The organism is Micromonospora sp. NPDC005367 (genome assembly GCF_040606825.1).
GTDB lineage: Bacteria > Actinomycetota > Actinomycetes > Mycobacteriales > Micromonosporaceae > Micromonospora.
The window spans coordinates 96,664-120,312 of record NZ_JBEXFP010000008.1; the positions used below are offsets into that span (position 1 = coordinate 96,664).

The 23,649-nt window shown below is 73.0% G+C and carries 18 protein-coding genes and 1 pseudogene; 9 read left to right on the forward strand and 10 right to left on the reverse strand.

Annotation, left to right across the window (positions count from 1 at the left end; translation table 11 throughout):
- The first annotated feature begins 32 nt into the window (after window positions 1-32).
- The 7 genes from ABZS42_RS08575 (at window position 33) to ABZS42_RS08605 (ending at window position 9,968) form a co-directional block, all read left to right on the forward strand.
- The gene (locus ABZS42_RS08575; protein WP_355143307.1) at window positions 33-881 is read left to right on the forward strand and encodes a TIGR03084 family metal-binding protein; all 849 of its coding nucleotides are present in this window, start codon (window positions 33-35) and stop codon (window positions 879-881) included.
- Window positions 878-2,548, forward strand: coding sequence for an acyclic terpene utilization AtuA family protein (locus tag ABZS42_RS08580; protein WP_355143308.1), 1,671 nt, complete (start codon window positions 878-880; stop codon window positions 2,546-2,548). Before ABZS42_RS08575 ends, ABZS42_RS08580 begins: the two co-directional genes overlap by 4 nt.
- A complete protein-coding gene (locus ABZS42_RS08585) occupies window positions 2,545-3,741 on the forward strand; it encodes an acyl-CoA dehydrogenase family protein (protein ID WP_355143309.1) in 1,197 nt (398 codons plus the stop codon). Before ABZS42_RS08580 ends, ABZS42_RS08585 begins: the two co-directional genes overlap by 4 nt.
- Window positions 3,738-5,339 carry a carboxyl transferase domain-containing protein gene (locus tag ABZS42_RS08590; protein ID WP_355143310.1) on the forward strand — a complete coding sequence of 534 codons (1,602 nt, stop codon included), beginning with the start codon at window positions 3,738-3,740 and terminating at the stop codon, window positions 5,337-5,339. The genes ABZS42_RS08585 and ABZS42_RS08590 overlap by 4 nt, the downstream gene beginning before the upstream one ends.
- Before the next feature lie 66 nt (window positions 5,340-5,405).
- Complete coding sequence (locus tag ABZS42_RS08595; protein ID WP_355143311.1) at window positions 5,406-7,502, forward strand: biotin carboxylase N-terminal domain-containing protein; 2,097 nt, start codon at window positions 5,406-5,408, stop codon at window positions 7,500-7,502.
- A complete protein-coding gene (locus ABZS42_RS08600; protein ID WP_355143312.1) occupies window positions 7,499-8,662 on the forward strand; it encodes an acyl-CoA dehydrogenase in 1,164 nt (387 codons plus the stop codon). The genes ABZS42_RS08595 and ABZS42_RS08600 overlap by 4 nt, the downstream gene beginning before the upstream one ends.
- A 115-nt stretch (window positions 8,663-8,777) precedes the next feature.
- Complete coding sequence (locus tag ABZS42_RS08605) at window positions 8,778-9,968, forward strand: amidohydrolase family protein (protein ID WP_355143313.1); 1,191 nt, start codon at window positions 8,778-8,780, stop codon at window positions 9,966-9,968.
- 35 nt (window positions 9,969-10,003) lie between these two features.
- Here ABZS42_RS08605 and ABZS42_RS08610 read toward each other — a convergent pair whose 3' ends face one another.
- From ABZS42_RS08610 to ABZS42_RS08620, 3 genes are all read right to left on the reverse strand, one after another.
- The gene (locus ABZS42_RS08610) at window positions 10,004-11,098 is read right to left on the reverse strand and encodes a hypothetical protein (RefSeq protein WP_355143314.1); all 1,095 of its coding nucleotides are present in this window, start codon (window positions 11,096-11,098) and stop codon (window positions 10,004-10,006) included.
- Window positions 11,095-12,033: a transporter substrate-binding domain-containing protein gene (locus ABZS42_RS08615; protein ID WP_355143315.1), complete on the reverse strand. Its 939-nt coding sequence runs from the start codon at window positions 12,031-12,033 to the stop codon at window positions 11,095-11,097. The genes ABZS42_RS08610 and ABZS42_RS08615 overlap by 4 nt, the downstream gene beginning before the upstream one ends.
- Window positions 12,034-12,155: 122 nt before the next feature.
- A complete protein-coding gene (locus tag ABZS42_RS08620; RefSeq protein WP_355143316.1) occupies window positions 12,156-13,955 on the reverse strand; it encodes an alpha/beta hydrolase in 1,800 nt (599 codons plus the stop codon).
- A 214-nt stretch (window positions 13,956-14,169) separates the two neighbouring features.
- On the opposite strand from ABZS42_RS08620, the gene ABZS42_RS08625 reads away from it, so the two are divergent.
- Window positions 14,170-14,493, forward strand: coding sequence for a hypothetical protein (locus tag ABZS42_RS08625; RefSeq protein WP_355143317.1), 324 nt, complete (start codon window positions 14,170-14,172; stop codon window positions 14,491-14,493).
- Window positions 14,494-14,503: 10 nt separating this feature from the next.
- Here ABZS42_RS08625 and ABZS42_RS08630 read toward each other — a convergent pair whose 3' ends face one another.
- From ABZS42_RS08630 to ABZS42_RS08660, 7 genes are all read right to left on the reverse strand, one after another.
- On the reverse strand, window positions 14,504-16,042 hold the full coding sequence (locus tag ABZS42_RS08630) for a serine/threonine-protein kinase (RefSeq protein ID WP_355143318.1): 1,539 nt from the start codon (window positions 16,040-16,042) through the stop codon (window positions 14,504-14,506).
- 30 nt (window positions 16,043-16,072) lie between these two features.
- Window positions 16,073-16,564, reverse strand: coding sequence for a hypothetical protein (locus ABZS42_RS08635; RefSeq protein ID WP_355143319.1), 492 nt, complete (start codon window positions 16,562-16,564; stop codon window positions 16,073-16,075).
- Between the two features lie 135 nt (window positions 16,565-16,699).
- On the reverse strand, window positions 16,700-20,290 hold the full coding sequence (locus ABZS42_RS08640) for an adenylate/guanylate cyclase domain-containing protein (RefSeq protein ID WP_355143320.1): 3,591 nt from the start codon (window positions 20,288-20,290) through the stop codon (window positions 16,700-16,702).
- Window positions 20,287-21,120: an MBL fold metallo-hydrolase gene (locus ABZS42_RS08645; protein WP_355143321.1), complete on the reverse strand. Its 834-nt coding sequence runs from the start codon at window positions 21,118-21,120 to the stop codon at window positions 20,287-20,289. Before ABZS42_RS08645 ends, ABZS42_RS08640 begins: the two co-directional genes overlap by 4 nt.
- A 128-nt stretch (window positions 21,121-21,248) precedes the next feature.
- Window positions 21,249-21,710 carry a RidA family protein gene (locus ABZS42_RS08650; RefSeq protein ID WP_355143322.1) on the reverse strand — a complete coding sequence of 154 codons (462 nt, stop codon included), beginning with the start codon at window positions 21,708-21,710 and terminating at the stop codon, window positions 21,249-21,251.
- A gap of 22 nt (window positions 21,711-21,732) precedes the next feature.
- A complete protein-coding gene (locus tag ABZS42_RS08655; RefSeq protein ID WP_132350902.1) occupies window positions 21,733-21,888 on the reverse strand; it encodes a DUF4177 domain-containing protein in 156 nt (51 codons plus the stop codon).
- Window positions 21,889-21,931: 43 nt separating this feature from the next.
- A complete protein-coding gene (locus ABZS42_RS08660) occupies window positions 21,932-22,420 on the reverse strand; it encodes a hypothetical protein (RefSeq protein WP_355143323.1) in 489 nt (162 codons plus the stop codon).
- A gap of 759 nt (window positions 22,421-23,179) precedes the next feature.
- Between ABZS42_RS08660 and ABZS42_RS08665 the strand changes: the two are divergent.
- Window positions 23,180-23,632 (forward strand): annotated as a pseudogene (locus tag ABZS42_RS08665) (hypothetical protein); the annotation flags it as partial.
- Window positions 23,633-23,649 lie beyond the last annotated feature (17 nt).

The following is a 23,649-nucleotide window of genomic DNA, read 5'->3' on the forward strand; positions in this document are numbered from 1 at the left end:
CCGCGCCGGGGCATGACCAGACCGGAGGCACCATGGTCGACCTGTCGGACCTGCTCGCCGACCTGGCCGGGGAGTCCGAGGCGCTGGAGGTGCTCGTCCGCCCACTGCCGCCGGCGGACTGGGCCCGCCCCACCCCGGCGGCCGGCTGGACCGTCGCCCACCAGGTGGCCCACCTCGCCTGGACCGACCAGGTGGCGCTGCTCGCCGCCACCGACGCCGAAGCCTTCTTCGCGTCCGTGGCCTCCGCCCCGGATCCGGCCCGGCTCGTCGACCACGGCGCGGAGGAGTTCCTCGCCCCGCCGGCCGACCTGCTCGCCCGCTGGCGCGGCAGCCGGGCGGCACTGGCCGCCGCCCTCGCCCTCGTTCCGCCCGGGGAGAAACTGCCCTGGTACGGCACCGGGATGTCGGCCACCTCGATGGTCACCGCCCGGATCGTGGAGACCTGGGCGCACGGCGAGGACGTCGCCGACGCACTCGGCGTACGCCGAACCGACACCCACCGGCTCCGGCACGTCGCCCACCTCGGCGTGCGTACCCTCGGCCACGGCTTCGCCGCCCACGGCCGGCCCGTGCCGGCGGCGCCCGTGCGGGTGGAACTGGCGGGGCCGGACGGCGAAACCTGGAGCTGGGGCCCCGCGGAGAGCCCGGACCGGGTCACCGGGCCCGCCCGGCACTTCTGCCTGCTGGTCACCCAGCGCCGGCACCGCGCCGACCTGGCACTAACCGTCACCGGCCCGGTCGCCGACGAGTGGCTCGACGTGGCACAGGCGTTCGCCGGGCCACCCGGTACCGGCCGGCCGCCGCTGCACCCGCCACCCGGTCACCCGCCGACGGACGGGCCGCAGACCTGTGGTGCCGCCTCGAACGGGGTACCGGTGTGATCCGCGTCGGCAACGCCTCCGGCTTCTACGGCGACCGCTTCACCGCCTGGCGGGAAATGCTCGACGATGGCGAACTGGACGTGCTGACCGGCGACTACCTGGCCGAACTGACCATGCTGATCCTCGGGCGGGACCGGATGCGCGACCCCTCGCTCGGGTACGCGCGGACCTTCCTCCGCCAGCTCGAAAACTGCCTCGGCACCGCGCTAGAACGCGGGGTCAAGCTCGTGACCAACGCCGGTGGCCTGAACCCGGCCGGGCTGGCCGCCGCGATCAACGCGCTCGCCGACCGGCTCGGACTCACCGTCCGGGTCGGGTACGTCGACGGCGACGCGCTGCACCGGCCGGACGCGCTCACCGCGAACGCGTACCTGGGGGCGTTCGGGATCGCCGCCTGCCTCGACGGCGGGGCCGACGTGGTCGTCACCGGCCGGGTCACCGACGCCTCGCTGGTGGTGGGCCCGGCGATCGCCCGGTACGGGTGGACCCGCGACGACCTCGACGCGCTGGCCGGCGCCACCGTCGCCGGGCACCTCATCGAGTGCGGCGCGCAGGTCACCGGCGGCAACTTCAGCTTCTTCACCGAACTGCCCGACGGCGGCCACCGTCCCGGCTTCCCGCTCGCCGAGGTGCACCGGGACGGCTCGTGCGTCGTCACGAAACACCCCGGGACCGGCGGCGCGGTGACCGTGGAGACCGTCACCGCACAGCTGCTCTACGAGGTGGGCGCGCCCGCGTACCTGGGGCCGGACGTGGTGACCCGGCTGGACACGGTGACCCTGCACGCCGACGGGGCGGACCGGGTGCGGGTCACCGGGGTACGGGGGACACCGCCCCCGGCCACCCTGAAAGTCGGCGTCAACAACCTCGGTGGCTTCCGCAACTCGATGACGTTCGTGCTCTGCGGGCTGGACATCCCGGCCAAGGCGGCTCTCGTCCGCGGCCAGTTGGAATCGGCGGTGGGCAAGGAGGGGCTGGAGTTCACCTTGGCCCGCACCGACCATCCCGATTCCGCCGACACGGAGACGGCGAGCGCGCTGCTGCACGTACACCTGCGCGACGGCGACCAGGCACGGGCCGGGCGGGCGTTCTCGGCGGCCGCGGTGGAGCTGGCCCTCGCCTCCTACCCGGGATGCACCCTGACCACCCCGCCCGGCGACGCGACGCCGTACGGGGTGTTCACCGCGGAGTTCGTGCCGCAGGACGCGGTGCCGCACGCGGCGGCGCTCCCCGACGGCACCCGCGTACCGATCGCGCCGCCGCCCGACACCGCTCCGCCGGAGAGCGCCGCGCAACCGGATGCGCCGGCGGCAGCGCCCTCCGGCCATCGCACCCGCCGGGGCCCGCTCGGCGAGCTGGTCGGGGCACGGTCGGGAGACAAGGGCGGCGACGCGAACCTGGGTGTCTGGGCCCGCGGCGACGCGGCATACGACTGGCTGCGCGGCTGGCTGACCGTGGAGCGGCTGGCCGAGCTGCTGCCGGAGACCGCCACGCTGGCCGTCGAGCGGTACGAGCTGCCGAACCTACGCGCCGTCAACTTCGTGATCCGGGCCCTGCTCGGTCAGGGAGTGGCCGCGTCCACCCGTTTCGACCCGCAGGCCAAGGCGCTCGGCGAGCTGCTCCGCTCGCGGATCGTCGATCTGCCGATCCTGAAGGCGACCGCATGACCATCGTGGACACGCCTGAGCGGCGCCAGCTGCGCGAGCTGACCCGCGCGTTCGTCACCCGGGAGGTGCTGCCGTACCTGGACGACTGGGAGCGGGCCGGTGAGGTCCCGCGCCACCTGCACGCCACCGCCGCGAAGATCGGCCTGCTCGGCGTCGGGTTCCCCGAGTCGGTCGGCGGCAGCGGCGGCGATCTGCTCGACACGATCGTCGTGACCGAGGAGATCATCCGGTCCGGCGGCTCATCAGGGCTGGTCGCCGCGCTCTTCACGCACGGCATCGCGCTGCCGCACATGGTCGCCGCCGGTGGCGGCCGGACCGGCGGTCTGCTCGGCGGCCGGTTCGGCGCCGTCCCGGCCCCGGGCGACGACGACCTGGTCGACCGGTACGTCCGCCCGACCCTGGCCGGCACGATGATCGGCGCGTTGGCGATCACCGAGCCGGACGGCGGCTCGGACGTCGCGGGGATCCGCACCACCGCCCGCCGGGACGGCGACCACTACGTGGTGAACGGGTCGAAGACCTACATCACCAGCGGCGTCCGGGCCGACTTCGTGACCACCGCGGTCTGCACCGACTTCCCGGGCAGCGGGGAACTCACCCTGCTGGTGATCGAGAAAGGCACACCCGGCTTCACCGTGGGCCGCCGGCTGGAGAAGCTGGGCTGGCACTGCTCGGACACCGCCGAGCTGTCCTTCGTCGACGTACGGGTGCCGGTGGCGAACCGGATCGGCGCGGAGGACACCGGCTTCCTGGCGATCATGCAGCACTTCGCCGCCGAGCGGATCTCGCTCGCCACGCAGGCGTACGCGATCGCCCAGCGCTGCGTCGAGTTGGCCGTGCGCTGGTGCCGGGACCGTTCCACGTTCGGCCGGCCGCTGGTCAGCCGTCAACTCGTCCGGCACCGGCTGGCCGGGATGCACACGCGCGCCGAGGCGGCCCGCGCGTACGTGCACGACGTGGCGGCTCGGGTCGCGGCCGGCGAGCCGGTGGTCACCGAGGTGGCGATGGCCAAGAACATCGCGGTGGCCGCCTGCGCCGAGGTGGTGGACCAGGCGCTCCAACTGCACGGCGGGTTCGGCTATCTGCGCGACGCCGAGGTGGAACGGCACTACCGGGATGCCCGCATCCTCGGCATCGGCGGCGGCACCACCGAGATCATGAACGAGATCATCGCGAAGGGGATGGGGCTGTGACCGTACTGGGCAGCGCGATCGATCCGTCCTCGTCGGGTTTCGCCGACAACCGGGCGGCGCTGCTGGAGCGGCTGGCGGAGCTGGAATCCGCCCTGGACCAGGCCCGGACCGGGGGTGGCGAGAAGTACGTGACCCGGCACCACGCCCGGGGCAAGCTGCTCCCCCGGGAACGGATCGAACTGCTGCTCGACCCGGACAGTCCGTTCCTGGAGCTGTCGCCGGTCGCCGCGTACGGCACCGACTTCCCCGTCGGGGCGAGCGTGGTGACCGGCATCGGTGTGGTCGAGGGCGTCGAGTGTCTGATCGTCGCGAACGACCCGACGGTCCGCGGTGGCGCGGTGAACCCGTGGTCGCTGGCCAAGACCCGGCGGGCCGGTGAGATCGCGCTCGCCAACCGGCTGCCGATGGTGAACCTGGTCGAGTCGGCCGGGGCCGACCTGCCCACCCAGGCGGAGATCTTCATCCCGGGCGGCCGGGTGTTCCGCGACCTGACCCGGCTCTCGGCGGCGCGGATCCCCACGGTCAGCGTGGTCTTCGGCAACGCGACCGCGGGCGGCGCGTACGTGCCGGGGATGTCCGACCACGTGATCATGATTCGGGACCGGTCGCAGGTCTACCTGGCCGGACCGCCGCTGGTGAAGATGGCCACCGGTGAGGTCACCGACGACGAGTCACTCGGCGGCGCGGCGATGCACGCCGCAACGTCGGGGCTCGCGGACTTTCTCGCCGCCGACGAGCGGGACGGCATCCGGCTGGCCCGGCAGTGCGTACGCCGGTCGAACTGGCGCAAGCAGGGCCCAGGGCCACGTGATCCGTCGCCGCAGCCGCCGAAGTACGACCCGGAGGAGTTGCTCGGCATCGTCAGCTCCGATCTGAAGGTGCCGTTCGATCCGCGCGAGGTGCTCGCCCGGGTCCTGGACGGCAGCGAGTTCGACGAGTTCAAACCGGCGTACGGCGGGGCGCTGGTCACTGGCTGGGGCCGGCTGCACGGCTACCCGGTCGGGGTGCTCGCCAACGCCCGGGGCGTGCTGTTCAGCGAGGAGGCGCAGAAGGCGGCGCAGTTCATCCAGCTCGCCAACGCGTCCGACACCCCGCTGCTCTTCCTGCAGAACACCACCGGCTACATGGTCGGCACCGAGTACGAGCAGCGCGGAATCATCAAGCACGGCGCCCTGATGATCAACGCGGTCGCCAATTCGACAGTGCCGCACCTGACGGTCAACCTGGGTGCCTCCTACGGGGCGGGGAACTACGGCATGTGCGGGCGGGCGTACGAGCCGAGGTTCCTCTTCACCTGGCCGAACGCGCGCTCGGCGGTGATGGGGCCGGCCCAGCTCGCCGGGGTGCTCTCGATCGTGGCCCGGCAGGCCGCGGCCGCCCGGGGACGGCCCTACGACGAGGACTCCGACGCCGCGATGCGGCTGATGGTCGAGCAGCAGATCGAGTCCCAGTCCGGAGCGCTGTTCCTCTCCGGCCGCCTCTACGACGACGGAGTGATCGACCCCAGGGACACCCGCACGGTTCTCGGCCTCTGCCTGTCCGCCGTCCACAACGCACCCGTGCGGGGCGCGAACGGCTTCGGCGTCTTCCGGATGTGATCCGGTGAGCGCGCGGAACGCAGCTCGGTGGAGTCCCGCAGTCGCGAACGAAAGGCAGGCCCCCAGATGATCAACCGGCTCCTGGTGGCGAACCGGGGCGAGATCGCCCGCCGCGTCTTCGCCACCTGCCGTCGGCTCGGCGTCGAGACGGTGGCCGTGCACTCCGACGCGGACGCCGACGCGCCGCACGTCGCCGAGGCCGACCGGGCGGTTCGGCTGCCGGGGAACAGCCCGGTCGAGACGTACCTGCGGATCGACCTGATCCTGGACGCGGCCCGCCGGACCGGCGCGGACGCGGTCCACCCCGGCTACGGTTTCCTCGCGGAGAACGCCGAGTTCGCCGCGGCGGTGATCGACGCGGGCCTGACCTGGGTCGGGCCGCCGGCGAAGGCGATCGCCGCGATGGGCGACAAGGTCGCCGCGAAGGCGCTGCTCGCCGACGCGGGCGTGCCCATGCTGCCGACCTGGACCGATCTCGACCAGGTCACCGACTTTCCGGTGCTGGTGAAGGCGGCTTCGGGCGGCGGAGGGCGGGGCATGCGTGTCGTCCGCGAGGCGGCCGGGCTCGCCGAGGCCGTCACCTCCGCGCGTCGCGAGGCGGCCGCGGCGTTCGGCGACGGCACCGTCTTCATCGAGCGGTACGTCGAGCGCGGCCGGCACGTCGAGGTGCAGATCTTCGGCGACACCTTCGGTACGGTCGCCGCGCTCGGCGTGCGGGAGTGCTCGATCCAGCGCCGGCACCAGAAGATCGTCGAGGAGGCGCCCGGCGTCGTCCCGCCCGAGGTGCGGGAGCGGCTGCACGAGGCGGCGGTGGCCGCCGGCCGTGCCGTCGGCTATGTGGGCGCGGGCACTGTGGAGTTCCTGCTGACGCCCGACGGGGACATCCATTTCCTGGAGATGAACACCCGGCTCCAGGTCGAGCACCCGGTCACCGAGCTGTGCACCGGGCTGGACCTGGTCCGGCTGCAACTGCTGGTCGCCGACGGTGAGCCGCTGCCGGAGGAGGCCGTGTACGCGAAGACCAGCGGGTACGCCGTCGAGGTGCGGCTCTGCGCCGAGGATTCGGCCCGGGGTTTCCGGCCGGCGACCGGAGTCCTGCACCGGTTCGCCGTTCCGGGTGTGTCCGCCGAGTTCGGCGAGCTGACCCGGGCTGGGCTGCGGATCGACTCCGGCGTGGTCGACGGCTCGACGGTCGCCGTCCACTACGACTCGATGCTGGCCAAGGTGATTTCCTGGGCGCCGACCCGCGGCGAGGCGGCGCGGGCACTGGCCGGTGCGCTGGCCCGCGCCGAACTGCACGGGGTGACCACGAACCGCGACCTGCTGGTCCGGGTTCTGCGCAGCCCGGAGTTCGCCGCCGTCGAGGTCGACACCGGTTTCCTCGACCGGCATCCGAAGCTGTTCGCACCGCTGGTGCCGTTCGATCGGATGCCGCTATACGCGTTGGCCGGGGCGCTGGCCTCGGCGGCCGGCCGACGGGCCAGCGCCCCGGTACTCGCCGGGCTTCCGTCCGGCTGGCGGAACGTGCCCGCGTATCCGCAGGTCACCCGGCTGCTCGGCCCGGACGGCGAGGTCGAGGTGCGCTACCGCCTGGACCGGACGGGCGCGCTCGCTCAGTGGTCGGTGCGAGCGACCGGGCCGAACGCCGAGGGTCCGGCTACCGGCCGCGTCGACCGGGCGGGCGCAGGCGACCCAGCCGGCGCAGGCGACCCGGCCGGCGGGGTAGGCGACCCGGCCGGCGTGGGCGACGGCGGGTGGCCCGCGGTGGCGCTGGTGTCGGCCACCGCCGAGCGGGTCGTGCTGGACGTGGCCGGCGTGCGGTGCGCGTACCGGGTGCACGGGATCGGCTCGGCAGTGCACGTGGACGGCCCGGACGGTTCGGTCATGCTCACCGAGCTGCCGCGCTTTCCCGAGCCGACCACCGAACTGGCCGTCGGCTCGCTGCTGGCACCGCTGCCCGGCACGGTGACCCGGGTGCACGTGACGGCCGGCCAGCAGGTCGTCACCGGCGATCTGCTGCTGACCCTGGAGGCGATGAAGCTGGAGCATCCGGTGCTCGCCCCGGTCGACGGGACGGTCGTGGAGCTGCCGGTGCCGGCCGGCACTCAGGTCGACACCGGGGTCGTGCTGGCCGTGGTCAACCCCCTGGAGGACGCGCGATGAACTTCGACCTCACCGACGAGCAGGAGCAGCTGCGGGACGCCGTGCGGGCGCTGGGCCGCCGGTACGGGCACGACTACTTCGTGGCCAAGGCGAAGGCCGGTGAACACACCACCGAGCTCTGGGCGGAGGCGGGACGGCTGGGCTACCTCGGGGTGAACATTCCCACCGAGTACGGCGGCGGGGGCGGCGGCATCACCGAGCTGGCGATCGTCTGCGAGGAGCTGGCCGCGGCGGGCTGCCCCCTGCTGCTGCTCGTGGTCTCCCCCGCCATCGCGGCCACCGTGATCAACCGGCACGGCACCGAGGCGCAGCGGAAACGGTTCCTGCCCGGCTTCGCCGACGGCTCGCTGAAGGTGGTCTTCGCGATCACCGAGCCGGAGGCCGGGTCGAACTTCCACCGGCTCGGCACGGTGGCCCGGCGTGACGGCGACGCCTGGCTGCTATCGGGGCGCAAGTGCTTCATCTCCGGCGTCGACGAGGCGCGGTACGTGCTGGTCGTGGCGCGTACTGAGGACGCCACCACCGGACGGTTGAAGCCGGCGCTCTTCGTCGTACCGACCGACGCGCCGGGGCTCACCCGAACCAAGCTGGACATGGAGATCGTCTCGCCGGAGAACCAGTTCCTGCTCTACCTGGACGAGGTGCGGCTACCGGCCGACGCACTGGTCGGGGAATCGGTGGACTCCGGCCTGCCGGCGCTCTTCACCGGTCTAAACCCGGAGCGGATCACGGTGGCCGCGATGGGCGCCGGCACCGGCCAGTACGCGATCGAGCGGGCCTCGACGTACACCGCGACCCGGAAGCTCTGGGGTGAGCGGAGCATCGGCGCCCATCAGGGCGTGTCCCACCCGTTGGCGCACGCCGCCGTGCAGGTGGAGCTGGCCCGGCTGATGATCTACAAAGCGGCCGCCCTCTACGACGCCGGGCGGGACCTGGAGGCGGGGGTCTCCGCCAACCTGGCCAAGTACGCGACCGGCGAGGCCGCCGCGCTCGCCGTGGACACCGCGGTGCAGGTCCACGGCGGGGCCGGCATGACCACCGAGTACGGCGTGGCGACGCTGCTCGGCGCCGTCCGAGCCGGACGGATCGCCCCGGTGAGCCGGGAGATGATCCTGAACTACGTCGCCCAGCACGTCCTCGGTCAGGAGAAGTCGTACTGAGGCGCCGCATTTCGCGCTGACGTCCGGCAGCGAAGGCACGGCGCAGCTCCAATTGCGAATTTCCATGATCATTGTTACAGGAAGAAACATTCGTCCACGAGCTAACTTTTCGATCATGGCTACCTTCGCTGTCCGGGCCGCCCGGATGTTCGACGGCACGCGCTTGTACGGACCCACCACGGTCACTGTCGAGGATGGGCGAATCGTCCGGGTGGACACCACAGGCGCTCCGCCACCGCAGGGTGTACCTGCAATCGACGTCGGCCAGGACGCGTTCCTGCTGCCCGGGCTCATCGACGCCCATGTACATCTGGCGTTCGACGCCACTACCGACCCGGTTGCCGCGCTCGTCGCCGCCGACGACGCGGAGCTGCTGGCCAAGATGCGGACCGCAGCGGAACGGGCGATCCGGGTGGGCATCACTACCGTGCGTGACCTCGGCGATCGCAACTACCTGTCGCTGGCGCTACGGGCGGAGCTGGCTGACCATCCCGAGAACGGGCCGGAGATCCTCCCTGCCGGACCGCCCATCACCCCACCCGGCGGTCACTGCCATTTCCTGGGCGGAGAAACCGAGAGAACCACCGCCGCCCTACTCGCCGCCGTACGGGAACGGCACGAGCGCGGCTGCGCTGTGGTGAAGATCATGGCGAGCGGCGGCAACATGACGGCGGGTTCGGCGCCGCCATACGCCCCCCAGTTCTCGTTGGCGGAGCTGCGACTCGTCGTGGACGAGGCACATCGGCTGGGACTACCCGTCGCCGCCCACGCCCACGCCACGTCGGTTATCAGGGACGCCCTGGACGCGGGCGTCGACACCATTGAACACATGTCCTTCATGACGGAGGACGGGGTCGACGCCGATCCCGCGCTCCTGGCCCGGATCGTGGCGAGCGACACCTTCGTCAGCCCAACCGTCGGGTACTTCGACACCGGGCGGCCGGTGGCACACCCACCCGCAATCGTTAGTCGCCTGGCGGAGATCCAGGCCGCCGGGCGGAAACTGTTCGAACTCGGCGCCAAGGTTGTGCCCAGCACGGACGCCGGGATCGGCACCTTCAAGCCGCACGACGTCCTCCCCCTCGCCGTCGCCCAGTTGGTCGCCACGGGTGTGCCCATGCTGGATGTGCTCGCCGCGGTGACCAGCGTCGCCGCCCGGGCCTGCCACGTCGCCGACCGCAAGGGGCGAATCAGCGTCGGCGCGGACGCGGACCTGCTCGTCACCGGAGACCTGCTGGACGATATCGGCCGGATCAGTGACATCCGCGCGGTCATCCACGCCGGGGTACAAGTACCGACGAACTAACCTCACCCTGTCGCCGCCTGCCGTCTCGTCGGCAGTCAGCCGACCGCACGGCAGGCGGCGTCGATGCGGTGCACCGGGCGGACCCGCCGACCCAGCCCCTCCATCAGCGAATCCTCCACGTGGAAGTCGTGGATCCGCAGCTGGTGCCGGGGCAGCTCCTCCTCGCTGGGGCAGAGCACCTGCGCCCGTACCTGGTCGACCGGCACGTACCGCACGCCGCCCTGCTCCTGCAGGATCACCATGTTCACGTCGTCGGTGGTCACCACGTGCCCCCGTACGTCCTCGGTCGGGCCGTTCGCCGGCCCCACGGTGGTGACGGTGAGCGGCAGCACCGGTGTGCTGATCACCGGCAGGGCAGCCCAGACCAGTACGACCAACACGGCGACCTCGGTGAGTGAGGCGAGCGGCCCGATCACGATGCGCGGCAGCGGCCCGGAGATGCTCAGGGCGAGCAGCGGCGGCAGCGCCAGCAGCGCCACCACCAGCGGCTTGCCCTGCCGGGCGGCGTCCAGCAGGGTGGGCAGCAGCAGCCAGGCGTACCCGACGAGCAGGGCCGCGATCAGCAGCACCCGGGGCGCGACCCGCTCGTGCAGCTGTTCCGGACGAAGCTGGAAGGCCGCCACGAACGCCGGGATGAGCAACGGCAGGTAGAGCAGCGGCCAGGTGACCAGGGCGAGCAGGAAGCTCGCCAGCACCAGCCAGGCCGGGGTGATCTCGGCCCAGCGGGCGAAGAGCGGACGACGCCGGCTGCCGGGCGGTAGCCGGTCCACACTCGCGCCGAACACCGCGCCCAGGGCGAAGACGGCGACCAGCGCGGTGGCGAGCAGGCGGGCGGCGGTGGTGAGGAAACCGGCGAGCAGGTTAACCGGCCCGACGTTCGCGACCAGCAGCAACGTGGTCTGGAGCTCACCGCCGGCCTCGACGCCGAGCCGGAGTACGGAGAAGACGGCCGGCACGCCGACCAGCGCCGTCCAGAACGACTGGCTGGCCTGCGCCCGCCGCTCCACCTTGTCCAGCCGGTCGCTGCCGGGCCAGCTGCGGTCGTACCAGGCCGTCGGTTCCTCGACCCGGACACCGTCGTCCGCCCCCGGGTCACCGACCGGGGCGGTGGCCGCCGAGGGGATCGTCATCGGGGTGCCTTGTCGTCGAAGTCAACGAGCTTCGGCACCTCCAGCGGCTGGGGTTGCGGCTTCTCCGCCCGCAGCCACGGGCCGAGCGTCCGGTTGTAGGCGGTCTGCCATGGGCTGGCGCGCCCGGCCCGCTCCAACTGGTAGCTCTTGTCGAGGAAGAAGGCGACCAGATCCCGGAGCGCCGGGTCGCTGATCGGCACCCCGACGCCGATCAGTTCGCTGGTGCCGAAGGGCATGTCGACGATCTCGAACTCGGTCGGGTACCGGGACAGGAAGCCGGCCAACATCGTCTCGTCGGAGCTGACCGCGTCGTAGCGACCGGTCCGGATGCCGTCGACGCAATCACCGACGTCCTTCACCACGAGAGTGCGGACCTGGTGCTTCTCCAACTCCGCCTCGGTGGTCGAGCCACCGCTGGTGCAGATCTTGTACGCCGGGTTGCGGAGGTCCTCGATCGTGCGGATCTTGTCCTTGAGCCGGACCGGCACCATCGCCTCCTGCGTGGTGACGAAGTACGGTCCGGCGAAGCTGACCAGCTTCTTGCGGTCCTCGGTCATCGAGAAGCTCGAAACCACCAGGTCGACCGTGCCGCCCTGGAGCGCGGGGATGCGGTCCTCGGTGGAGACCGGGACGAACTCCAACCGCTGATCGCCCTCGTAGCCGAGGGAGGCGGCGATGTAGCGCGCTATCTCCACGTCGAAACCGACGTGCACGCCGTCGCGCAGCTCGCCCATCAGCGGCTCGTTGCTGGCCACCCCGATCCGCAGCTTCGGCTGGCCGTAGATGTGCGATTCGCGCAGCTTCTCCTGCACCGACGGGAACTCCGGCTCCTGCCGGCTGTCGCAACCGGCGGCGGCGGCCAAGGTGAGCGTCAACGCCACGGAAAGCGTGGTGGCGACCGAACGGATCCGGAGCCCGGTGGACGATTCGTTCATCGGTGACCTCGCTGACACGTACAGCCTGCGGGACACCGAGCGTAGCGACCACCGTCCATTTTCGGTGGCCGCCGGGCCGGGGTACGGCGGGCGCCCGATCGCCCGTCGTACCCCGGCGGTCCTCAGCGGACGGTGAGCGTGCCCACCGCGGGAAGCGGTGCCACGACCGGCGGGAGCCGCTTGGGCTCACCCCGGCTTGGGGCACCCTGGCCAGCCAGGGTGCGCTTGGCCGTCTCCGCCCGTTCGGCCGTCTGCTCGCCGGCCGCCTCGGCGAAGGGCTGCGCGTCGCCGACACAGATGGTGCCCTTAGCCGGCAACGTCCCGTTGAGCAGGTACTCGTCGATCGCGCCGGTGGCGCAGGCCGAGGTGCCGTACGCGGTGTGCCCCCAGCTGTCACTGCTCAGCAGCCGGCTGTTCGGCAGCAGTGCCGCCGAGCTGACCGCGCCGCGGTAGTTGGTCGCCGGATCCCAGTAGTTGCCGACCACCAGCACCGGGGCGCTGGTGCGCCGGTCGAACGGGCCGGTGTAGGCGTCCTCGTCCCGCACCGTCCAGGCGCTCCGGGCACAGGGCGACGTGGCCCAGGCCCAGACCCGGCCGAAGTAGGGATCCCGCTGGTCGGCCTTCGCGGCCCGGGCCGGCCAGGAGGCCGCGTCCTTCGGGTGGTTGGCGTCGGTGCAGTCCACACCGAGGAAGGTCTCCAGGTTGTTGTCGTACGGGAAGTCGTACCGGCGGGCCTGCTGGCGCGCCTCGGCGGCGAGCCGGGTCACGGCGGTGCGGGCCCGGTCCCGGGCCGGGGCGGCCGCGGCCGGGTCGGTGAGCACCAGCAGCTCGGCGGTGAGGGCGGCGACCTGCTGGTAGCCGTACGGGTCGTAGAGCACGCTCATCGTGGCGGCGACGAAGTCGGCGTAGCCGACCGTGAAGCTGCCGAGATCCGGGTCCTCGATCACCACCGGCTCGGCGCGCAGCCGCTGCGCCACCAGCTCGTAGGTGTCGGCCGCGCCGCCGGCGATCGGGCAGGCCGCCGGCCCGGCCGCGTCGCAGCGCACGAATATCTCGCTCAGTGCCCGGTACGCGCCTTCGGCGCTGCGCATCCGGTCCTCCTGGAGCAGGTTGCGGGCCTTTCCTTTGCCCAACCACGCGTACGGGTCGAGAACACCGTCGATCACCAGGGCGCGCACCCGGTCGGGGAACATGTTGGCGTAGTACTGCCCGAGCACGCTGCCGTAGCTGAAGCCGAGGTAGCTGAGCTTGCGGTCACCGACGGCCCGGCGCAGGACGTCCATGTCCCGGGCGACCTCGGCCGTCGACATCGCGCCGGAGAGCGGGCGACCGGTCGTGGAGCAGCCCTTGCCGACCGCCTTCGAGGAGGCCACGTACGCCTTCTCCTCGGCCTTCGTGGTCGGGAAGGCCACGTTGAGCCCCGCGTACGCCCGGGTCTGGTCACCCACGGTGGCGAAGCAGCGCACCTGTTCGCTGTTGGCGACGCCGCGCGGGTCCACCCCGACGACGTCGAAGCGGTCCAGCACGTCGTCGCCGAAGAAGTAGGGGGCCGCGAGCGCGATGCTGGTGCCGGAGCCGCCTGGCCCGCCCGGGTTGACGAAGAGGCTGCCGACGCGGTTCTGCTGGTCGCGGGCCTTGACCCGGAGCAGGGCGACCTCGGTGGTGGCGCCCCGGGGTTCGTCGTAGTCCAACGGGAGGCGGACGGTGGCGCACTCGGCGTAGTCGTAGCAGGGGTACCAGTCGAGCCTGGGTGTGGGCACCCGGTCGACCCGGCGGGCCTCGGTGGGACTGGTCCGGTCGCTGGTGGCCGCTGGTCCTTGACCATTCACGACCGGTGCGGCGGCGGCTGGCGCGACCGCCGATCCGGCGAGGAGGGTGCCGATGATTCCTGCTGCGGCCAGGGACCGGGTTCGTCGTTGCATGTGGACGCCTTCCGGTGGACGACAGGGAAGGTCGGGACGTCGACCGACTCCCGCAACTATATGGATAACAGGCGATGAATGTGGCCCGCAAAACGCATACAAAGCCGACAACCTAGTTCTCGATGTAACGTTTCCCGCAACGCGGACGCTGCGCCACGCGCTCTTCGGCGGTTGACAGCCGCCGCGCGGTCGACATGCTGGACGGGTGGACCGGTTGACCAGGCCCGACGCACGGACCGTGGCCGTCGTCACGGCGATCGCCGCGCTCTCCCTGCTGGTGACGCTGATCGTGTGGCGACGGCAGGATCTCGTCGGCGTGGTGCTGGCCCTGCTCTGCGTCCTGCTCACGATCGTGGCCGGAGTGTCGGTCGCCGCAGCGCGTCAGCGCGACGATGAGACGGCGGCGGAGACGCCACCGACGGCCGTGCCGTCCCTACCCGAGCCACTCGGCATCGACGCGGACACCCTCGACGCGCTGGACAGCCGGGACGCGCTGCGCGCGGTACGTGACCGGCGGCGCGGGCTCGACGACGGGTGACCGACGGAGCTCAGTGGCCGGTCAGCGTCGGACCGCCGAGCGCGTTGACGCCTCGCCCCGCCAGGCAGCGGAACGTCCGGTCGATGCTGCCGTCCACCGGCGGCAGCACCTCGAGATGCCAGCCGGCGGTCGAGTCGACCCGACTGGTCAGCCGGAACGTGGTCGGGCTGCACACCTGCTGGACGACCGGGTCCGCGGTCACCTCCGGGTAGCCGGCGCCGACCAGCCGCACCGGCAGCACGCCCTCGGCGTACGACTCCCAGGTGTGTGGGCCGTCGCAGGTCACCTGGGTCGCCTCGGCCCGGGTGCCGCGCACCCGGACCGGCCCGAAGCACTCCAGTCCGGCCGCGCACCGCGCCCCCTCGGGCAGCGTCGCCGCCACGGCGGGGTCGGTGCAGCCGGGCAGTCTGCCCTCGGTCGCCGGCCCGGCGGCACGGCTCACCGACTCGGACGGGTCCGGCCGCCGCGTACCGTCGGCAACCCATGCTCCGGCGGCGGCCGAACCGGCGAGGGCGAGCACCAGGGCGCCACCGAGGAACCAACGCCGGCGCCAACGGCGGCCGGCCGTCGAGGTGGGGGCGGGCCGGGTGGGGTGGGCGTCCTCGACCGGTGGGCGGGGCGCCGGCTGCCCGGAACGGCCGACGGCGTACGGGCCGGAACCGGTCAAGCCGCCCCGGGTCGGGATTCCCGCGACCGGCGCACCGCTGACCGGCGTCGCGGCGGGCTCGATGGGTAGCGCGGCGAGGAGCCCGAGCAGTTCCACCGCGGTGGGTCGCTCGGCCGGGTCGTTCGCCATCCCGAACCGCAGCACGTCGATCAGCTCGTCGGGGATGCCGGGCAGCCCGGGGATCGGCTGGTTGAACATCTCCAGCACGGTGACCAGGCTCGGGTTGCGCTCGGACTGCCAGCGCGGCGGGCGACCGTGCATGACCGCGTAGAGGGTGGCGCAGAGCGCGTAGACGTCCACCGCCGGCGACGGCGGGCTGTGGTTGAACATCTCGGGCGGCGCGTACGCCGGGGTCAGCACTTCCAGGGTGACCGTGGGGTCACGCACCTCGGCCAGTACGGCCAGCCCGAAGTCGGCCAGCACGGCCGGGTTGAAGTGCGAGTGGAGGATGTTCGCCGGCTTCACGTCGCGGTGCAGCACACCTGCCGCGTGCGAGTGGGCGAGCGCGTCCGTGATCTTGATGCCGAGGTCACGTGCCTCGGCCGCGCCCAGCGGCGAGTTGCGCATCCGCTCCGCGTACGATCCGTCGCAGAGCTCCATGATCAAGTAGGGGTGCTGATCGACGGTGACGCCGACGTCGAAGAGGTCCACCACGTGCGGGTGGGACGACATCCGGCCGGCGGCACGCGCCTCGCGCAGGAACCGGGCCTGGTCCCGTTCGCTGTCCAGCGTGCGGTTCTCCACCTTGACCGCGACCTCGCGGCCCACCGAGATCTGGGTGGCCCGGTAGACGGTGGCGTAACCACCCCGGGCGAATACCCGTAAATCAGTCAGACCAGGCACAATGGGTGCCGGCAGGCCGCCGGACGGGGTGTCGGTCACAGCTCGAAAATACCCAACCGTACTGACGGGTCAGCGGACCGCGTCGGCCGCAGCCGCCTCGCCGGCCGCCCCGGCGTCCTCCCCGCCGCCCGAATCGGCTGCCCCGGCGGGCCCGGCACCACCGGCCCGGCGGGCGTCCCACCACAGGCCGGCGGCGGTCGCCAGTGCGCCGACGCCCTCCCACGCCGCCACCCCGAAGAACCGACCCGGCGCGATGTCGGCCAGCACCGCGATGCTGAAGACAGTGAAGGTGACGAGCCGGAAAACCACCGTGAAGCGGTAGAAGACCCGCCATTCGGTGGCGGTGGCCAGCAGGTAGTAGACGCCCATGTTGAACGAGGCCATCGAGGAGGCCATCAGGAAGGTGCCGGTGTGATCGCCCGGCGCGCGGGTGGTCGGCACCCCGAAGCCGAGCGAGCTCAGCATCGTCTCCGGCCAGAGCAGCCCGACCCCGCCCATGATCAACGCCAGCACGCCGAACACCGCGATCGTCCAGCCGGCAACCGAACGCGGCAGCCTCATGACGGCCCTCCCCAAGCCGGTACGGCAGCCACTGTGGACCACCGTGTGAAACTGACACGCTAGTCGGTGCTCGACCCCCGGTACATCACCGAAACCGGCACAACACCCGGACCGCACCGGCCGGGGCCGTCGAGGTCAGCCGATGGCCAGGCGGGCGCGGAGGGACTCGGCCCCGCGCCGCTCACTGCGCTGTTCCGTGGCGTACGCCAGGCGGACCGCCTCCTCCGCGCTGGCCAGCGCCTCCACGGGACTGCCCGCAGCGGCCAGCGCCTCGGCCAGCACCATCGCTCCGATCACCTGGCTGCGGACGTCCTCGGCCGGAGCCGCCATCGCCCGGCGGGCCCAGTCGAGCGCCTGATCCGGCTGACCGTGGGCGAGCAGCGCCGAGGCGTACCGGGCGAGGGTCTGCCGGCGGGAGAAGAGCATCGACGGAGTGCTTCCGGCCGCGGTCGCGACCGGTGCGAGCAACCCCACCGCGGTCGCCGAATCGCCGGCCGCGAGCCGGGCGGTGGCCAGCAGCACCCGGGGCGCGACCTGGGCCGGCGCCTGGGGGTTGTTCGGCTCGACAGTGGTCAGCACCGCACGGGCGTCCCGCTCCGCCGCCGCGACGTCGCCCATCTCCAGCGCCACGAAACCGCGCAGCGTGCCGGCCATCCCGGTCAACAGCGGGTGAGCCGTGCGTTCGGCGTACCCCAGCGCGTCGGTGAACAGGTCGGCGGCGTGCGCCGGCTCGCCCAGCCCGCGCGCCACCAAGCCCCGCACCACCAGCGCGAACCCGCATCCCCACTCGTCCGAGGCGGCGACGAAGTCCCGGTACGCCTGCCGGGCCTCCCGGTCCGCCTCGGCCAGGTCGCCCATCTCCGCGGTGGCGAACGCCTCGACCGCCCGCAACGTCCCGACCGCCCACGCCTCGCCCACCCGCTCACCGAACGGCAGGAAGACCCGTGCCAGCCGGTCGGCCTCACGCAGCCGCCCGGCCAGCAGCCGCGCGAACGCCGTGGTCCCGCGCAGCCAGGCCCGCCCGTACGGGTCCTTCAACTCGGCGAAGAGTCGTGCGGCGCGGTTCAGGACGGCGTCGGTGCCGGCGAAGTCGCCTCGGGTGGTGGTCACCCAGGCGAGGTTCTGCAACGACCAGGCCTGCCCGCGCCGATCCTTGGCGGCGAGGCTGACCTGGTACGCGGCCGCAAGGCGGCTGCTCGCCTGGCTCAGCCGTCCGGCCACGAAATCGGCCATGCCCAACCGGCGCATCGCGGAGGCGCGCAGCGTCGGCAACCCACCGGCGGTGGCGACCTGCAGGGCCTCCTGCCACGCCTCGACCGCCCGCCCCTGGTCGCCGAGCGTCTGGTGTGCCTGACCGGCCAGCAGGAGAGCGCTGGCCCGGGTCGCCTGCTCCCCCGCGTTGACGGCGATCTTCTCCGCCGAGGCGAGGGCGTCGGCGGCCCGGCCGATCTGGAGCAGGGCGCGAGCGTGGACCACGAGGTCGTTGGCCGGCACACCGTCGCGGGCCAGCTCGGCGGCGCGTTCGGCGTACTCGACGGCCAGGGCCGGCTCCCCTGCGGCGAGGGACCGGCGGGCGGCCTGGCCGAGCGCCGCGACGCCGAGCGGGACCACCGCGCGGGCCGGTGCGTCGGGGCGCAGCTTCACCGCGTCGGCGAGCGCCGCGGCCCGCTCGACGTGGGCGGCGACGAACTCGTCCCGGTCGATGTCGGTGAAGTTGCCGGCCGGCGTCGGGACGTTGTCGTCCCCGACCGCGCACGGTGCCGCCCAGCGGGCCAGCGCGGCGTGCCGCTCGGCCAGCTCCGCCTTGCTGATCCCGGCGTACGCGGCTTCCCGCATCAGCGGGGTGGCGAACGCGAATCCAATACGCGTCCGGTGCAGCATGCGCCGTTGCAGCAGCTCGTCGACCGCTCGTTCGAACTCGACCGCGACCACGGCGGCGGGCCGGCCGTCCAGCCCGGCATGCTGCTCGCGCAGCGCCTCGAGGGCCCCGGCGGGCACCGTGTCACCGACCACCGCGGCGTCACGCAGCACCGACCGGGCCTCCGGCGGCAGCGCGTCGATCCGGGCCGCCAGCACGGCGGCCAGGTCCCGGGAGAGCAGCCGGCTGCCCAGCGAACCGGGCACCAGCCGCCAGGCGACGCTGGAGGTGCCGGCACGTCCGGCGACCGCGGTGAGAGCACCCCGCTCCATCAACAGGGTGACCAGCTCGGCGAGGTAGAACGGGTTGCCCTGGGCGGTGGCGAGCAGTCGGTCGGCATCCGCCTGCGGCAGCCTCCCGCCGTTGAGGTAGGTGGTCAGCAGCCGGGCCGCGTCGGCGCCGCGCAGCGGCGGCAGCGCGTGCACCTCGGCGTCGGCGACCCGGGTCAGCGCGCCTGCCGTCCGGACCAGCTCCGGCCGGCCGAGCAGCAGCACCAGCACCGGGCCGGCGAGCCGGGACAGGGAAAGCCCGAGCGCCCGGATGGTCTCCGCCGTGGCGTCGTGCAGGTCGTCCACGATCACCACCAGCGGCGCCTCGCCGGCGAGCGCGCTGAGCAGGTCGGCCACCGCGTTCGGCACCGCCTCGGCATCGGCGGGCGGCTGAGCCGCCGTCCAGCCGTCCTGATCGGTCGCGTCCGGGGGCAGCTCCGCGTAGCCGAGCAGGGCGAGTAGCTGGTCGACGGCGATCGGCGCTGGCTCACCACCGCGTCCCAGCCGTTGACCGAGCCGGCGCAGCCGCTCCTCGACCGCCGGGCGGGTCACCGCGGTGGACGCCTCGTTGGGCAGCCCGACCGCGGCCCGGACCAGGTCGGCCAGCGGAGCGAGTCGCCGCCGCTCGCCGAACGCCGCGCAGCGCACCGAGAGCACCCGGGCGCCGGTGTGCGCCGCGTACCGGCCCGCGCCCACGTCGTACCCCGCGGCCAGGCGCTCCACCTCGGCGGCGAAGCGGGACTTGCCGATGCCCGCCTCGGCCGTCATCAGCAGCACCCGCGGCTCACCACGGTCGATCACCTCGGCGAGCCGGCCGGCGACCCGCCCGATCTCCGTCTCCCGCCCGACGAACGGCGCCTCGTCGCCGAGGCCCGAGCGGGTGCCGGGAGCGTCCAGGAGGCCGAGCAGCTCGTACGCCTCGACCGGATCACGCTTGCCCTTGAGCCGCAGCGGCCGCAGCGCCCGCCAGGACGCGACGTGCCGGGTGGCGGCGGCGGTCCGGGCACCGGCGTAGACCGCGCCGACGGCGGCGGCGTCGGCGAGCCGCGCGGCGGTGTTCACCGTGTCGCCGATGACCGTGTATTCGATGGCGGCCTGGATGCCCGCGATCACGTCGCCGGTGTTCAGCCCGACCCGCAGGCCGAGCGGCGCGCCGCCGCCGCGTTCGTCGTCGAGCACCCGGCGCACCGCCCGCTGCATGGACAGCGCGGCGCGGACCGCACGCTCGGCGTCGTCCTCGTGCGCGACCGGCGCGCCGAAGACGGCCATGATCCCGTCACCGGTCAGCTTGTCGACGTGGCCGCCGAAGGTCTTCACCGCGCCGGCGAGGGCGGCGAGCACGCGGTCGGTGACGGCCCCGACCCGTTCCGGGTCGAGATCCTCCGACCAGGAGGTGAAGTCGGAGAGGTCGCCGAAGAGCACGGTCACCACCCGGCGTTCGGCGGCCGGCAAGGTGGCGGCAGCCGGCAGCGCGGCGCCGCAGTTGTGGCAGAACCGCGCACCGGGGACGGCAACGGTTCCGCACACAGGGCAGGTCACGGAAGCTCCAACTCCGTGTCCCCGGTCACGAATTCCCGGATCTCGGGACCGAGATACTCCAGCTGCGCGCGCACCGACCATTCGGCCGCCCACCACAGGGACCGGTCGACGTCGGCGTAGACCACGGCGACCACCTCGGCGGCGGTGGTGGCGCCGGCGACGACCGCCGCCCGGACCTGGTCCAGGCGCGCCCGACGGTGGGCCAGGTAGAAGTCGGCCGCCGCACCGCAGTCGGCCAGCGCCGGGCCGTGACCGGGCAGCGCCGGGACGCCCCGGTACGTCGAGAGCAGCTCCAGACTCGCCAGGTAGTCACCGAGGTGCCCGTCCGGGTGGGCCACCACGGTCGTGCCCCGACCCAGGATGGTGTCGCCGGTGAGCACGACCCGCTCGTCGCCGTGCTCGACGAGGAGACAGACCGAGTCACCGGTGTGCCCGGGGGTCGGTACGACCTGCAGGTTCAGCCCGGGAACCTCCGGGGCGGCGTCGGCGCCGAGCGGCCGGCCGTTGCTGGTGTGCGCCGGGTCGACGGCGCGTACCGGCACGTTGCCGAGCAGGTCGCTGAGCCTCGGCGCGCCCTCGGTGTGGTCGGCGTGGCCGTGCGTGATCAACACCAGCGCGATCGGTCCGTGCGCGGCGATCGCGGCCAGGTGCGCCTCGTCCGCCGGGCCCGGGTCGACGACCATCGCGTGCTCCGCACCCGGGGCACGGAGCACCCAGGTGTTGGTGCCGTCGAGGGTCATCGGACCCGGGTTGGGCGCGCGCAGCAGCGTCACCCAGGTCGGCAGCTGGTCGGCGAGCGCCGCTGCCGGCGCGGTCACGTGCCCGGTCATGGCTGCGATCGTACGGCCCCGCCCGCCCCTCCCCGCGATCTTGTGGAGACCCTCTGCGGGTTTGTGCCCGTTCGCGATTTTCGTCCCGGACGGGCCTGCGGTTCGTAAGCGGAGCGGGGCCGTTCAGGTCAGCTGACCTCGACGATGACCTCGACCTCGACCGGAGCGTCGAGGGGCAGCTCGGCCACCCCGACGGCGCTGCGGGCGTGCCGGCCGGCCTCCCCGAAGACGGCGCCGAACAGGTCGGAGGCACCGTTGATCACGGCGGGCTGGCCGGTGAAGCCGGGAGCGGACGCCACGAAGCCCGTCAGCTTGACGATCTTCACGACGCTCTCCAGGCCGACCAGTGAGTCGATCGCGGCCATCGCGTTGAGCGCGCAACGCTGGGCGAGATCCTTCCCCTGCTCGGCGGAGACGCCGGCGCCGACCTTGCCGGTGGCCAGCAGCTTTCCCTCCGCCATGGGCAGCTGGCCGGAGACGTACACGTGCCGGCCGGACTGCACCGCCGGCACATAACTCGCCACGGGCGGAACCACCTCGGGCAGCTCGTGGCCGAGTTCGGCGAGCTTCGCGTGCGGACCGTTGCTCATGCCGCCACCTCGCTCCGCTCGCTCATGCCTTCGGCCGCTTCAGATAGGCGACCAACTGGTCCGGGCTCGGACCGGGCACCACGGCGACGAGTTCCCAGCCGTCCTCACCCCAGTTGTCGAGGATCTGCTTGGTCGCGTGGACCAGCAGGGGGACCGTGGCGTACTCCCACTTTTGCATCGGTGCAGGGCTCCCTCGAAACGCGGATCGTTCGAGGCACAGCCTACGGACCGACGGAGGGCCGGGATGAAGGACGCTGCTCCGGGGCGGCGGGCAGTTCGCCGCAGGGGCCGCTGTGCTCGTACCGCTGGGGGCAGCGGGAGCGGTCGGGCAGCAGGAGGTCGCAGAAGACCCGGTACCTGTTGTTCTGGTCGTCGGCGTTGGAGACGGTCGTCTCGCCCGCGTCCAGTTCGGGCAGGAAGCCGAGGGAGACCGCGATCCGTCCGGCGAGGGCGGTGGCCGAGGCCAGGTCGGGCACCCGGATCGGCAGATGGATCACGTAGCCGGGCTCCTCCTCCTCCCGACCGTGCTCCGCGGCGCGCCGCAGCGTACGCACCACCTCGACCGGTTCCGCGATCGGACGGTACGACCGCTCGTTGATCGGCAGGCTGCCGACCGGCCCCTCGCCGTCGCCGGTCGAGCCGGTTCCGGCCCGGCGCGACCGGTCGATCGCCGGGAACTGGGCTCGAGGGGTGTTGTCCGCGTCGCGCATGCACTTCCTCCGGGCGTCGTACCTGCTCAAGTCCCTGCTCACCCGGTCCGGACAGGATGACCGGACGGGCTCCCCCGCGACGGCACGACCGTAGGTCCGGTGCCGGAGTCCCGCCAACAGGACGCGCACGCCCTCCGCACCGCCAGTCACATATGCGACACATGCCGTGTACGCGACAGACATTGGCCGCGCTCCCACTCCACCGGCCGCCTCGGGCGACACCGACGGGTAGATCGACCGCTACCCTTCCGGTCGGACGGCGCGACACGGCCGCCCACTCGACTTCACGCTCGACGCCGGGTGGCGGCGAGCGCCGCACCCCCGGGGGAAGAGATGAGCCAGCCACCCAACGACGACGCGAGCGGATCCCCGGCCGTACCGCCGGCCCACCCCGGCGCCGAGCAGCCTTTCCCTCCGACCTACCCGGGGCAGCCGATCCCGCCGGCGCCCGCGGCCGGCATCGGTGGTCCGGTCGCCCCCGGGGGCCCGGCCGCCCCGCCGCGGGCCACCTCCGCCGATGTCCAGGCCGGCCAGCCGGGCGGTCAGCCCTGGATCGCGAGCGGCTTCCCGGCGGCGCCGGGCGGCCAGGCCGGGGTTCCCGCCGGCTACCCGGGCGCACAGCCCCCCGCCGGCTACCCGGGCGGCCAGGCCGGGGTTCCCGCCGGCTACCCGGGCGCGCAGCCCCCCGCCGGCTACCCGGCTTCGCCGGGCTTCCCGCCGGTCGACCCGGCGGCGGCCGTCCCGGGCTTCCCGCCACCCGCCGCGCCCAAGAAGAAGCGTGGCGTGCTGATCGCGGTGATCGCGCTGGCGGTGGTCCTGGTGCTCTGCGTCGGAGGTGGTGTCACCGCGTTCCTGACCCTGCGCAACGTGGAGACCGGCGAAGGGGCGAACGAGCCGGCGGCGGCGGTGGACCAGTTCCTCACCGCGGTCTACAAGGAGCGGGACGCGACGAAGGCGGCGGAACTGGTCTGCGCCTCGGCCCGCGACGAGGACAAGATCGCCGCGAAGGTGGCCGAGGTGGAGAAGTACGCCTCGGCGTACCAGAACCCCCGTTTCCGGTGGAGCACCCCGAAGGTGGACAACCAGAACGCCGAGCGGGCCACCGTCTCGGCCAAGGTCACCATGACCACGTCCGACGAGAAGGTCGCCGACCAGGAACTGCGCTTCACCGTGGTGCAGAAGACGGGTTGGTGGGTCTGCGAGGTCGCCTGACCGCCGCGGCTGGATAG

Bases quoted from the DNA above. Each gene is read 5' to 3' on its own strand.
- ABZS42_RS08660 (WP_355143323.1), bottom strand. From the start codon at position 22,420: ATGCGCGACGCGGACAACACCCCTCGAGCCCAGTTCCCGGCGATCGAC.
- ABZS42_RS08600 (WP_355143312.1), top strand. From the start codon at position 7,499: ATGAACTTCGACCTCACCGACGAGCAGGAGCAGCTGCGGGACGCCGTG.
- ABZS42_RS08615 (WP_355143315.1), bottom strand. From the start codon at position 12,033: ATGAACGAATCGTCCACCGGGCTCCGGATCCGTTCGGTCGCCACCACG.
- ABZS42_RS08635 (WP_355143319.1), bottom strand. From the start codon at position 16,564: ATGAGGCTGCCGCGTTCGGTTGCCGGCTGGACGATCGCGGTGTTCGGC.
- ABZS42_RS08650 (WP_355143322.1), bottom strand. From the start codon at position 21,710: ATGAGCAACGGTCCGCACGCGAAGCTCGCCGAACTCGGCCACGAGCTG.
- ABZS42_RS08585 (WP_355143309.1), top strand. From the start codon at position 2,545: ATGACCATCGTGGACACGCCTGAGCGGCGCCAGCTGCGCGAGCTGACC.
- ABZS42_RS08655 (WP_132350902.1), bottom strand. From the start codon at position 21,888: ATGCAAAAGTGGGAGTACGCCACGGTCCCCCTGCTGGTCCACGCGACC.
- ABZS42_RS08575 (WP_355143307.1), top strand. From the start codon at position 33: ATGGTCGACCTGTCGGACCTGCTCGCCGACCTGGCCGGGGAGTCCGAG.
- ABZS42_RS08620 (WP_355143316.1), bottom strand. From the start codon at position 13,955: ATGCAACGACGAACCCGGTCCCTGGCCGCAGCAGGAATCATCGGCACC.
- ABZS42_RS08595 (WP_355143311.1), top strand. From the start codon at position 5,406: ATGATCAACCGGCTCCTGGTGGCGAACCGGGGCGAGATCGCCCGCCGC.
- ABZS42_RS08610 (WP_355143314.1), bottom strand. From the start codon at position 11,098: ATGACGATCCCCTCGGCGGCCACCGCCCCGGTCGGTGACCCGGGGGCG.
- ABZS42_RS08645 (WP_355143321.1), bottom strand. From the start codon at position 21,120: ATGACCGGGCACGTGACCGCGCCGGCAGCGGCGCTCGCCGACCAGCTG.
- ABZS42_RS08605 (WP_355143313.1), top strand. From the start codon at position 8,778: ATGGCTACCTTCGCTGTCCGGGCCGCCCGGATGTTCGACGGCACGCGC.